Origin of the sequence: Peptoniphilus sp. BV3AC2 (assembly GCF_000478945.1) — a bacterium.
GTDB classification, from domain to species: Bacteria; Bacillota; Clostridia; order Tissierellales; family Peptoniphilaceae; genus Peptoniphilus_B; species Peptoniphilus_B duerdenii.
This window is the reverse complement of sequence record NZ_AWXD01000026.1, coordinates 136205-148774: the sequence shown is the minus strand read 5'-3', so window position 1 is coordinate 148774 and position 12570 is coordinate 136205. Positions and strand designations below refer to the sequence as shown.

At 27.7% G+C, this 12570-nt stretch carries 10 protein-coding genes; 9 read left to right on the top strand and 1 reads right to left on the bottom strand.

What is annotated here, in order from left to right; translation table 11 throughout:
* The first annotated feature begins 75 nt into the window (after nt 1–75).
* Genes HMPREF1252_RS06400 through ftsH form a run of 9 tightly spaced genes read left to right on the top strand, consistent with a single transcriptional unit; the run spans nt 76 to nt 11408 of the window.
* Nucleotides 76–1035: a tyrosine recombinase XerC gene (locus tag HMPREF1252_RS06400; protein ID WP_023059886.1), complete on the top strand. Its 960-nt coding sequence runs from the start codon at nt 76–78 to the stop codon at nt 1033–1035.
* Entirely contained in the window at nt 1032–3443 is a 2412-nt protein-coding gene (locus HMPREF1252_RS06395) for a PD-(D/E)XK nuclease family protein (protein ID WP_023059763.1), read from the top strand. The genes HMPREF1252_RS06400 and HMPREF1252_RS06395 overlap by 4 nt, the downstream gene beginning before the upstream one ends.
* Entirely contained in the window at nt 3436–6666 is a 3231-nt protein-coding gene (locus HMPREF1252_RS06390) for an exodeoxyribonuclease V subunit beta (protein ID WP_023059831.1), read from the top strand. The genes HMPREF1252_RS06395 and HMPREF1252_RS06390 overlap by 8 nt, the downstream gene beginning before the upstream one ends.
* Nucleotides 6663–6908 carry an RNA-binding S4 domain-containing protein gene (locus HMPREF1252_RS06385; protein ID WP_008902208.1) on the top strand — a complete coding sequence of 82 codons (246 nt, stop codon included), beginning with the start codon at nt 6663–6665 and terminating at the stop codon, nt 6906–6908. The genes HMPREF1252_RS06390 and HMPREF1252_RS06385 overlap by 4 nt, the downstream gene beginning before the upstream one ends.
* Nucleotides 6909–6944: 36 nt before the next feature.
* The gene (locus tag HMPREF1252_RS06380; RefSeq protein WP_023059837.1) at nt 6945–7238 is read left to right on the top strand and encodes a septum formation initiator family protein; all 294 of its coding nucleotides are present in this window, start codon (nt 6945–6947) and stop codon (nt 7236–7238) included.
* A 16-nt stretch (nt 7239–7254) separates the two neighbouring features.
* Nucleotides 7255–7632 (top strand): S1 RNA-binding domain-containing protein, encoded by a 378-nt coding sequence (locus tag HMPREF1252_RS06375; RefSeq protein WP_023059925.1) that lies wholly within the window; start codon nt 7255–7257, stop codon nt 7630–7632.
* Nucleotides 7633–7662: 30 nt separating this feature from the next.
* The gene (gene tilS / locus HMPREF1252_RS06370) at nt 7663–8967 is read left to right on the top strand and encodes a tRNA lysidine(34) synthetase TilS (RefSeq protein WP_023059829.1); all 1305 of its coding nucleotides are present in this window, start codon (nt 7663–7665) and stop codon (nt 8965–8967) included.
* Nucleotides 8951–9484 carry a hypoxanthine phosphoribosyltransferase gene (hpt, locus tag HMPREF1252_RS06365; protein ID WP_023059916.1) on the top strand — a complete coding sequence of 178 codons (534 nt, stop codon included), beginning with the start codon at nt 8951–8953 and terminating at the stop codon, nt 9482–9484. The genes tilS and hpt overlap by 17 nt, the downstream gene beginning before the upstream one ends.
* Before the next feature lie 22 nt (nt 9485–9506).
* A complete protein-coding gene (ftsH, locus tag HMPREF1252_RS06360; protein ID WP_023059812.1) occupies nt 9507–11408 on the top strand; it encodes an ATP-dependent zinc metalloprotease FtsH in 1902 nt (633 codons plus the stop codon).
* Nucleotides 11409–11465: 57 nt separating this feature from the next.
* Here the strand turns inward: ftsH and HMPREF1252_RS06355 are convergent, their stop codons facing one another.
* Complete coding sequence (locus HMPREF1252_RS06355) at nt 11466–12455, bottom strand: acyltransferase (RefSeq protein WP_023059922.1); 990 nt, start codon at nt 12453–12455, stop codon at nt 11466–11468.
* Between the last annotated feature and the right edge of the window lie 115 nt (nt 12456–12570).

The following is a 12570-nucleotide window of genomic DNA, read 5'->3' as shown; positions in this document are numbered from 1 at the left end:
TAAAAGACAAACTTATTTTAAATTTCAATTACCTGCCTTTTAGGCAGGTTTTTTTTAAAAGATAAAGGAATGGTTATGAATTTTACTTTATTAGATGATTTTTTAGGATATCTTGTATCTACAAGAGGATTATCAATGAATACAGTCAATGGTTATTACTATGACTTAAAAAACTTTTTAGTATACATCGTAGCTAGAAAATTAAATTTCGATACCAAAGAACTTGATGATAGATACTTAGAAAAGATGAGTTTAGATCTAATTAAGACTGTTAATAAGCAGGATATCTATGCCTATAACTCTTACTTGGTACATACAAAAAAGAATAAAATGAATGCAGTTTCTAGAAAAAACTCAGCTATTAGAACCTTTTTTAACTATTTAACCACGAAGATCAATGTGCTTGAAGTAGATCCATCAAGTGACCTAGATATGCCAAAGGTGAGAAGAACAATTCCTACAGCATTATCTCTTGATGAAGCAAAGAGGTTTTTAAAAACAATAGAGGATTTTAACTATAATGGTAAAAATAATGATTTCTTAAAAAGTAGAGACTTTTGTATTGCTACATTCTTTTTAAATTGTGGCATGCGTCTATCAGAACTTTGCGGAATCAATATGTTTGATTTAGAAGATGACAACACTATAAAAATTCTTGGAAAAGGAAATAAAGAAAGAAGTATCTATTTAAACAAAGCTTGCATTCATGCTCTTGATAATTATTTAGAATATAGACCGGAAGTAGAATCAAAAGCTCTATTTTTAAGTAGAAATAAAACTAGAATTACACCAAGGGCTGTTCAGATGATGATTGATAAATATATAGTAATGTCAGGGCTTGATCCCGATAAATACTCAGTTCACAAACTAAGACATACTGCAGCCACATTGATGTACCAATATGGAGATGTAGATATAAGATCACTACAGAAGGTACTAGGACATGAATCAGTGCAGACTACTGAAATATATACTCATGTAAGTGACGAGCAGGTAAAGCGTGCCATTGAAAAGAATCCATTGGGGGACCTATGAAAATAAAAGATTTTTTAAAATCCAATGATAAAAAATATCTACTTTCAGATACTTCCTTTTTATCTCTAAAAATAATCGAAGACTGTGCTAAAAAGGGAATCAATTCCTTTAATACTTATGAAACTGACATAAAAAAGTTGGTTAAGGAACTTACTAAAGACCGAATCTATGAAAGCGGTAAAAATTATTTAAATGAAGAGGATGCTACATTTACCATTCTTGAAATATTAAAAAGATTAAACTTAAGTTTTTACAAAAAGCATCAATTGGATTTTGCTTTAGCAACAGCCTTTTATGAAAAAATAACAGAGATAAAACTATCTAATGGCAAATTTGTTCCTGATAATTCTAGATTGATGGACTTAGATTTAGTTATGAAAGAATATGATAGAGTAAAAACAGGACTCGATTATGCTGATTCGGTAATTTTAGCTTTGAAAATTCCTCGAAATGTCAATATAGGATGTTTATCTGGGACATATCTACGCCCATTAGAAAAAGTTTTATTAGATAAATTAAACGCTATTTATTTAGAATATGATGAGGAAAAATTATATCTTGATAATGTGACGGTTGATAGATGCTATTCAAAACAAGATGAAATTATGAATCTAATTTATAAGATAAAGAATATAGAAGATATTAAAGATGCAGAAATTGTGTATACAGATTCTTCATACAAGGGTTTATTAAATAAATTTATATTTACAAATTACCCAATTGAGACAAATAATTCAAAGGATGTGGATAATACAATAAATTTCTTAAATAATTTAAGAGATTTTTATGAGTCATCCTACATGGTTAAATATTTTTTAAGACTCATAGAGGATAGAAACTTTAACTACTACATAGATTATGATATTGATTTTACTAAGGGATTAGAAAACTACAAAAGTCCGATAAATAAAAAATTGTATGAAGATAGAGATAGGATCGAGCTTCTATTATCTCTTGTAGAAAAAGATGAAATAGAATTCAGTAAGTTCAAGGATAATTTAATAAAATTTATTGAATTATATATGAATATTGATTTGAAAAATATCAAGTTTTCTTTGTCTAAACTTAGTTCTGACATTGTTTTATCATTAAGAGATATTTTAGATATATTAGTACATAACTTAGAAAGATATTCCGAGAAAAATTCAACCAACGATAAAATAAAAGTATATAGCATAGACGAAGAAACTATTTACGATAAAAAATATACATTTTTTCTTGGAATGAGTGAAAATTATTTTACTTACAGAGAATTAGAAAGCCCGGTTATATTAAATAGTGAACTTAAGAAAATAAATAAATCTTTACTAAGTTCAGACGAAAAGGAATTTAGAAAGAATACAAACAGAAAAAAGAGGGTAGAGACTGCACTACAAAATAATAGATTTGCATACTTTTCTTATCCAATGTATAACGAAAAAAACGAAGAAGAAACTTGTTCCTATTTTGTAGAACTTATGGGAAAAGATCATAACTATGTAAATTATCTAGAAAATTTAAGAGTTTATAAAGATTATAATACTAAACCTATTATGGATTTGAAGACAGTTTTGGATAAATTTATTTTTTCAGCAACATCTCTAGAAATATTTATGAATGATCCGAGACAGTTCTATTTTAAATATATATTACAAATTGAAGATGATTACTATGATGACTCTATTTTAAATTCAATTCCAGCATTTGAAATGGGATCTATAGTTCATTCTGCACTAGAATCATTCGTAATTGATTTTAAAAAAATAAATATTAATCAGAATATAAATGACAAATTAAATTTCTTTGATAGAGCTTTCCATGATTTATATAAAAAGTATTTAACTCCTAAATATTTACTAGCAAATTTTAAAGATAGATATAGAAGAATGCTTTTTAATAAGCTTATAAAGATACAAGAAAAGATAAAAGATTGCAAAGAAGTAAAGACTGAAGTTGGTTTTGGAGATAGATTTTCTAGAGAATCATTATCTGAAGAACCAATAGAATTAAAATTTGGAAACTATATATTAATGTTCAGAGGAAAGATTGATAGGGTAGATATCTATGATGATGAAATAGTAATTACAGATTATAAGACAGGAAGTAGAGCAAATATTGAAGAAAAAGATCTATCCTGTGAACTCTATCAACACCATGTCTATAAGAAAATAGCTAGTAAATTTTGGAATGAAAGAATAAAATTCGAGTACGATATTCTTTCTGATGAGAGCATTTATGAGCCTATAGAAAATCCTAATTTAGATTTAAAAATTGAAAAAATGCTTGAGTTTATAGATAAATTTGGATTTATAGATGGATTAAAACTTACAAATCTTCCAGAAGAATATAAAATTTTAGAGCGTACAAAAGAGAATATCGAGAAAACAAAACTCTACTCAACAACATTTTTGGTGGACGACTATGATTAATTTAAAAGATATAAATGAAATAGAAAATAATAACAGGGATAATTTAATAACTGGAGATAAGAATTTCTTAGTTGAGGCGGGAGCTGGGGCTGGTAAGACATTTCTATTAGTAAATAGGCTTGTAGATTTAATAATCAACAAAAATATTAAACCAAAAGAAATAGTAGCCATAACATTTACAGTTAAGGCAGCCACCGACTTAAAAAAAAGAATTTATGATGAATTTGCCAAAAGAGCTAAAACAGATAATAAAATAAAAAATATTTTGGAGTTTATTCCAGAGATTCAAATAGGAACCATCCATAGTTTTTGTAATTCTATAATATCTAGAAGACCATTTGATGCTGGACTTAGTATGAATTATAGATTGTTAGAAGATTCGGAATATGATAGATACCTTTCTATGATGTATGAAGAGTTTGAAGATAATATCTATAAATATGTGGATAAATATACTGCGGATATATTTTTACATTTAAATCATAGATCTAGAATCATCGAAAACTTTTCTAAATTTGCGATGAATGAATCTGTAGATTTTCCAGTTATTGAAGGTTTTGAAAATTTTACTGAAACAGTTTACTTAGAAGAAGTTAAAGAAATTTTTTCGCCTCTTGATCGTATAAATGATTTAGATTCAGCTACATTAAGAAAAGCATCTATTGAACCTTTAAGTAAAATAAAAGATGTCTTAGATTTAAAAGATAAAAATTCTATCTTAAAAACAGCTAATGATATTTATAAATTAGTCATAGAGAATCCAGAAAGTCCATTTATAAAGACTAGATTTCCAAAAGATATTTCGGATAAGGAAAAAGAAAAAGCTAAAGATTTAATTCCAGAAACATCTGATATTGGAGATAGATTAAAAAGTGTAACGGATCTTTGGAAAAACGTTGTTTATAGAACACATATTAGAGTAAGCCTTGCATTTGTAAAATATATAGATGAAAAAAATAAAGAAAATTCTGTTGTTTCAAATGATGATTTACTTAGATATTCTTTAGATATTTTAATGATTAAAGAAAATAGAGACTATTTTCAAAAAATTTATAGATATATATTTGTAGATGAGTCTCAAGATACGGATTTAGTTCAGATAAAAATTATACTTAGCTTAATTTCATCAGGAGATATAAATAAAAACACTCCTATTTCGGAATATAAAATGCTTCCAAATAGAATTTTCATGGTAGGTGATAGGAAGCAATCTATCTATAGATTTAGAGGTGCTGATCTAAATACTTATGAAATCGTTAAAAATCTCTTTGAAAATACTGATAACGCAGAATTTGTAAATTTAAAAAAGAGTTTTAGATTTCAAAAATATTTGGCATTTGATATTGAAAAATGTTTCGAAAATACAATGATTTCAAACTATGGAGAATATGATATTGGTGTAGGTCATATCCTTGTGGATGAAAAGAATAGTAGTGATTCAGGTATATATATTACAAAGTTAAATACGGATAACTTTCAAGATGTAGTAAATAGTTATAAAAAGGCTGATATAATTAAAAGTCTAGTAGAAACTGATAAAGATAAAGAAAATTTTATACTTAACTCATTAATTTCAAAAGAAAAAGTTGAAATAGAGCTTGAGTCATTAGAAGATAGCAAAAAAAGTAAAATTAAATTTTTAAAAGGCAATAGTGATACTTTATATTTAAAAGCTAAATTTCTCGTTATTGATCTTCTAAAAAGTGGTATAGAGCCAAATGATATACTAATTCTTACAATGGGAAATGAAGGAGCCAGAGCTGTTACAAATATTCTTAGGGATGAAGGATTAAAAGTAGACTCTACATCAGAAGAAAACTATTTTTCATATGAATCTGTTAAGAGATCCTATATTGCAATTAGATTTTTTGAAAATCCAATTCCAAGTAATTATTTTGAGTTTTTAATAAAAATATTAAATAAAGATCCTGTTAAGATAAAAAAAGAAAGCGAAGTTATAAATAATTTAGGATTTGAAGAATATTTAAAAAATAAACCCGAAATTTTAAATAAAGAAGAATTTGAATTTATAAGTAAATATCTAGTTTTATTTAAAGAAAATAGAGAAAGCGCACTAATGAGTCTGTACTACGAAGATATTTTTTTCGATGGAAATTACACAGAAAATGAATATGAAGTTTTTTATTCTTTCTTTAGAGAAGTATTAGATAGTGGATTAAACCTTGGAAATATAAAAGAAAAGAATGAAGTTACATTTAAACCAGGAATTAGTTCTGCGATAAAAGTAATGAATATTCATAAGGCAAAGGGTCTAGAAGGCAAACATGTCATATTGATTGAAGAAAGAAGTTTAAGAATTAATTCCGATGATTATTTTGACAGAATAAGTAACAAAGGATATTTAGAGTTCCGAACTGGTTATTCAAGAAATATTATTTTAGACCATGGTAATGAAGAAGCAAGAGAGAAGTCCATTCTAGAAAATTTCAAGGAATATATTAGACTTTTTTATGTTGCAATAACTAGGGCAAAAGAGGAAGTATACCTTATATCAAATGAAGGATTTTACGAAAAGCAGCTTTCTTTTTCTAAGACAAAAGAAATATTTAATTCAAGTTACAATAGTGTTGATTCTTCAAAGGAATATAAGTCTTTTAAAGATAGTATAATCTGTCCAAATTTATCAGAAAAATTAAAAACTAATGAAGAAATTAGTTTAGCATGTACAGATAATATCTACCACGGAACTTACTATGGTATAATTTTTCATAAGGTCATGGAAAAATCTATTGAAATCATAAAAAAAGATGGAGAAGTAGATATCGAAAAAATATTAAAAGTAGCAATCATGGACTTTATAAATGGTGAAGATGTAAATATTGAAAACATCACTTCTATAATTGAAATTAAAAATGATATAAATATAGAGAGAGTTATTTTTGAAAAATTAAAATCACAAGTTAAAAGAAACGCTACTAATAATTTAGACATTCTTAAAGATAAAGTGAAATCTTCTAAAAAGACATATACAGAACTTCCTTTTACTTATCTTAAAGATGGTCATATTCATTCCGGGAGAATGGATTTAATTCTATTATTTGATGATTTTATAGAAATATATGATTATAAGACTGATATAGATATTTCTGATAATTCAAAAAAATATATGATGCAACTGGAATCATATAGGGATGCGGCGTCAGAAATATTGGGAGTAGATAGAGATAAAATAAATACACATATATTAAGGAGTAATAATTGAGATTAGATAAATTTTTAAAAAATTCGAGAGTGATAAAGAGAAGAACATTGGCAAAAGAAGCTTGTGATGCAGGTAGAATAACTGTTAATGGAAGAGTTGCTAAGGCAAGTACAGAAGTAAACACTGGAGATATTTTAGAGATTTCTTTTGGTACAGGTATACTAAAGATAGAAGCTCTTGAATTAATCGATGGTGCAAAAAAGGTTGATACAGAAAACATGTACAAAATACTTGAAAACTAACGGTTTAAATGTAATAATAATATCATGGAGGGTGCCATGAAAGGGAAGAAAAAAAATTCTGCAATAATTTTTGCTTTAGTGATATTATTTTCAGTTATTTACGGCTCTATTGAACTTACAAACGCAAAATCATTAAAAGCAAAAAAGATAAGCGAATATAATGAAAATAAAATGAAAATAGAATCTTTAAAAGGCGACATAAGTAACCTTAAAGAAACTATTAACGAATCAGGTTCGGAAGAATTCATAGAAAAAGTCGCTAGGCAAGAATATAAAATGGTTAAGCCTAGAGAAGTTATCTATATAGATAAAGAGCAAAAGAATAATTGACATTAGGAGGACTATTTTGCTAGAAATTGGTGAGATTGTAGATGGAACTGTTAAATCAGTTATGAAGTTTGGAGCTTTTGTAGAATTGGAAGATGGAAGTACAGGACTTGTACATATTTCTGAAGTATCAAATAGTTTTGTAAAAGACATAAATGACTATGTAAAGACAGGAGATTCTGTAAAAGTTAAGGTGTTAGAAATTGAAGATGATAAAATTTCACTTTCTATGAAGCAAACAGAACCACCTAAGCCTAAGGAAAAAATCGAAGTTAAGTATGAAGATCTTTCCTTTGAAGATAAACTTCAAAAATTTATGAAAGAATCAAATACAAAGTACGAGCAAAAGAGATCTCGTCAAAATTCCAAGTATGGACGAAGCAAATCTAGGAGGTAGTGATAGAAATATTTCTATCACTTTTTTTCTATGTTTAAAAAATTTTTAGAAACAATAAAAAGTGAAAATTTAATAAAAAAAGGCGATAGGATTTTAGTTGGACTGTCCGGCGGTGCGGACTCTGTGTACTTGTTAAGAGCACTTTTATATATAAAAGATGATTATAATTTATGTATTTCTTGTGCCCATATAAATCACGGAATAAGAGAAACAGCATTAAGGGATGAAGATTTTGTAAAAAATCTTTGCGATAAATTTGATGTTCCTTTATATATTAATCATATTAATATGAATGAACTAGCAGCAAAGTATAAATTAACTTCTGAAGAAGCTGGAAGAAAAGCTCGTTATGATTTTTTCGATTCAATAGAAAATATTGATAAGATTGCTTTAGCTCATAATTTGGATGATAATGCGGAGACAGTTTTATTTAGAATAATTAGAGGAACAGGTTTACAGGGGCTTACAGGTATTCCAATTTCTAGGGATAAAATCATAAGACCGATTCTAAATACAAATAGATTAACCATAGAAAATGAACTAAAATCTATGGGACAAGAATATATGATTGATGAAACTAATCTTTCAAATGATTATACTAGGAATAAAATTAGAAACCTTTTAATTCCATTAATAGAAAGTGAATTTAATTCTAAATTCAAAGATGCACTAATAAGACTTAGAAATAATTCTTTAGACAGTATAGAAATAATTGACAATATAGAGTTAAATTTTAAAATAGAAAAGAGTTTGTCCGTAGATAAGTTATTAGAGCTTAGTAGACCAGAAAGGTACTTAATTTACCGAAAGTATCTTGAAAAATACTATTCTAATGTTGATCTATCAATGGTACATTTTGAAGCTATAGATTCGCTTATCTACCTTAAAAATAATTCTGGTGTAGATTTAGCTAGCAATTTGAGATTTGTTAGATACAATGATGAGTTATCTATTTTGAAAGATACTTATAAAAAGGGTATAATATTAAAAGAAACTTTTTTGAAAATGGGAATAAATAAAACTGATTTCGGAATCTTTTATATTTCTGATAAAGAAACAGAAAATTCATTTACATTACCGAAGTATTTTATAGACTATTTGAAAGTAAGATCTAGAAAACCCGGTGATAGATTTATTCCAAAGGGATTTAATGGGACAAAGAAATTAAAGGATTTTTTTAATGATATAAAAGTTCCTCCTTTTAAAAGGGATTTTGTTCCTATAATATTATTTAAAGAGAAAATAGTTTGTGTGGTACCATACAGAAAAGCAGAGTATGACGACACTAATGAAAAAATTTGGATCAGGTGGGAAAAATATGAGAGAAATGATTGATAAGATACTAATAACAGAAGATGAAATATCTAAAAGAGTTGCAGAACTTGGCAAGGAATTAGAAAAAGAATACGGCGATAGGGAATTAGTAGTTATAGGTATTCTAAAGGGAAGTGTAACATTTATGTCTGATCTTATTAGACATATTGATAAGCCGATTTTAGTTGACTATATGGCGGCATCTTCTTATGAAGGCAGTGAAAGCACAGGACATATAAAAATATCAAAAGACATAACGGTTCCAATAAAAGGAAAAGATGTGCTCATAGTTGAAGATATAATAGATACTGGCAATACACTCTCTCATATTATAGAACTTTTCAAAGAAAGGGAAGCTCGCTCAGTTAAAACTATAACTTTACTTACAAAACCTAGTAGGAGACAAAAAAATGTAGAAGTCGAATATATCGGTTTTGAAATACCGGATTATTTTGTAGTTGGTTATGGTCTTGACTACAATCAAATTGGAAGGAATCTTCCTTTTGTAGGAGTATTAAAAGAAGAATATTATAAATAAAATTTTTATTTGAGGTGATAAAATGAAGAAAGCCAGAGGTGCTTCCTTTTACCTGATGATTGTTTTACTAATCATCTTTGGTATTAGACTTTTCAATCCTCCATCAGGAGTAATTGAAACTAAGAATTTTTCAGAATTTTCTAAGGACTTGGAACAAGGTTCTAAGATTAAATCTGTAAATATAAATGAAGATTCAAGAATAGCCATTGTGACTTTAAATGACGACAAGACATATAAAGTAGTAGTACCATCTAAAGGTAATTCTGCAGAACTTTATATGGATAAATTATCTTCAGAAATTAAGTCAAAGGGAATTGAAGTTACATTCAATCAACCAGATACAAAGCCATTCTATTTAGAACTAATACCATCATTTTTGATGCTTATATTATTTGGATTTATATGGTTTAATTTTATACAAAATGCACAAGGTGGAGGGAAAATGAACAGCTTTGGCAAGAGTAAGGCCAGAGTTGTAAAACCTGAAGAAGGAGGACTTGTAACTTTTAGTCAAGTAGCAGGTCTAAAAGAAGAAAAAGAAGAGCTTCAAGAAATTGTAGACTTTTTAAAGAACCCTTCGAAATTCACAAAGATAGGTGCAAGAATTCCAAAGGGAGTTCTAATGGTAGGCCCTCCTGGAACTGGTAAAACATATCTTTCAAGAGCAGTTGCTGGTGAAGCGAAAGTACCATTCTTTTTAATGAGTGGTTCTGATTTTGTTGAGATGTTCGTTGGAGTTGGAGCTAGTAGAGTAAGAGATTTATTTGATACTGCAAAGAAAAATGCTCCATGCATTATTTTTATAGATGAAATAGATGCTGTTGGAAGAAGACGTGGAGCTGGCTTAGGGGGAGGACATGACGAAAGAGAACAGACCCTAAATCAACTTCTAATTGAAATGGATGGATTTGGTAAAAATGAAGGAGTCATAGTAATGGCTGCTACAAATAGGGCAGATATACTTGACCCTGCACTTTTGAGACCAGGAAGATTCGATAGAACAGTATATATTGGAAAACCTGATGTTAGAGGAAGAGAAGAAGTATTAAAAGTTCACGCCCATGATAAACCATTAGCTGAAGATATAGACTTTAAAGTTATCGCAAAACAAACACCAGGATTTTCTCCAGCAGATTTAGAAAACTTGATGAATGAAGCAGCTCTTTTAGCTGCGAGAAGAAACCAAAGTAGTATAAATATGGAAGATGTTGAGGAAGCAGCAATAAAAGTACAAGCTGGTCCAGCAAAGAAATCCAGAGTAATTTCTGATAAAGAAAGAAAATTAACTGCTGTACATGAATCTGGTCATGCTGTAGTTTCGCAGTTACTTCCAAACCACGATCCAGTTCATATGATTACAATTATACCTAGAGGAATGGCAGGAGGATTTACCGCATACATTCCAGAAGATGATGTTAATTATATGACCAAAAAAGAAATGGAAGATAATTTAGTTTCTCTACTTGGAGGTAGGGTAGCAGAGTCCCTTGTACTAGATGACATATCAACTGGAGCATCAAATGACATTGAGAGAGCCACTGCACTTGCAAGAGCAATGGTAACTAAGTATGGAATGAGTGAAAAGCTTGGAACTATCACATATGGTAGTGATGAAGATGAAGTCTTTGTTGGAAGGGATTTAAATAGATCTAAAAATTATTCTGATAAAACCGCATCAGAAATTGATGAAGAGATTTCAAGAATAATTTCTGAAGCATATAATAAAGCTAAAAATTTATTATCAGATAATTTAGATACGCTAATAAGGGTTTCAGATGTTCTACTAGAAAAAGAAACTATAGATAGAACAGAGTTCTTAAGAATATTTAATAATGAAGAAAACCCAAATGAAGATGCTGAGGATAAACATATAAAAGAAGAAGATCTATCCGAAGAAGCGAAATCAATAATTGAAAAAGAATAAAAATTAAGTGAAGTTTAGATTTTAAACTTCACTTTTTTATTGCCATAATTATAGCCATTATAAATACTTTTTTATAAATGGAATAAATCTTATTAAATAAACAAATATTGCCGTTAAGATGAATGTAGCTAATGCAAGAAAAGTAATCTGTATAAATAGATTTGAAAAATTAAGTATAGAAGTTAACTTTTCTAAAAATATTGGATGAAATAAATAAACTCCCAATGCCAGATTGCTAAATGAATTTAAACTATGATTTACATTTAAATTTTTAAATCCTAAGAAGATAAATATTGATTGTAAAAATATTAAAATTCCAAAATTATCAAAAATTATTCCCTTTACTTCTCCTAAATATATTAAAGAAATAGATTCTAAAGCTATTCCAAAAACTGAAACAATTAAATAAATGAAAAATAACTTAAAACTTGAAGTATTTATTTTCAAGTTTCCTAAATAATATCCTAAAAATAGATAGAGGGTAGTATCTGAATAACCATAAAGTGTAAACTTATCAAAAAGTTGCGATAGATTACTATTTTCAAAAATTGGTAGAATATTTTGAATATTATATTTTAAAATACCAAAAACTAAGAATAATAAAATCACATACTTGACGTAATAACCATCTTTATATTCTATAACAGATTTGTAAATAGGAATAAAAAGATATGCCCAAGCAAGATTTTTTAAAAACCAAAGATGGTAGTAACCATTTATAACACATTCAATAAAATTATTTATGGTATAATCTCCATTTAAATTTTTAATTGCATATAGAATCGTGAAAACTATATAAAGAATATATATTCTTGCAGCAGACTTTAATATTTTAGAAATACTAAGTTCTCTTTTAAACATAAAATATCCACTAATCATAAAAAAGACAGGAACTGAGCATCTGGTCAAAAAGTTTAGTCCACTCATAATAATAAAATTTTTAGAAAAATTTAAATATGTATTCCAATAACTTGCACTTGTGTGTAGTAGAACTACGTAAAAAGCCATACATATTCTCAGTAAATCGAAATTATTTTCTCTATTCATCTTTCACCTCTATAATATTATATCATTAATTAAAAACTTCATTTGTTTATTAAATAAAACAATAAATTAAATTTATTAAATACTGTTGACATAGAAAAAGTGTTGGTACATAATA